Source organism: Bacillus sp. SIMBA_008 (genome assembly GCF_046535495.1).
Classification (GTDB): domain Bacteria; phylum Bacillota; class Bacilli; order Bacillales; family Bacillaceae; genus Bacillus; species Bacillus subtilis.
This window is the reverse complement of sequence record NZ_JAWRWL010000561.1, coordinates 1-267: the sequence shown is the minus strand read 5'-3', so window position 1 is coordinate 267 and position 267 is coordinate 1. Positions and strand designations below refer to the sequence as shown.

Sequence of the window (267 nt, the reverse complement as noted above, 5' to 3'; positions counted from 1 at the left end):
ACATTAGTAAGCAGATTAACAGGTATGGTTGTACCGAAAAATAAAGCGATCGTTGGAGCGAATGCATTTGCTCATGAATCGGGAATTCATCAAGATGGTGTTTTAAATGAAGTGACAACATATGAAATTATTGAACCAGCGCTAATAGGCGAATCTCAAAATCTATTCGTACTTGGAAAACATTCTGGACGTCACGCGTTTACAGAAAAAATGAAAGAGCTTGGCTATGAATTTACAAAGGAAGAACGAGATGCGGTGTTTGAAGCG

At 38.2% G+C, this 267-nt stretch carries 1 protein-coding gene; it reads left to right on the top strand.

The window, feature by feature from the left end:
• On the top strand, nt 1-267 hold a 267-nt coding region (locus SB658_RS24440), incomplete at both ends, for a homocitrate synthase/isopropylmalate synthase family protein (RefSeq protein ID WP_486308214.1).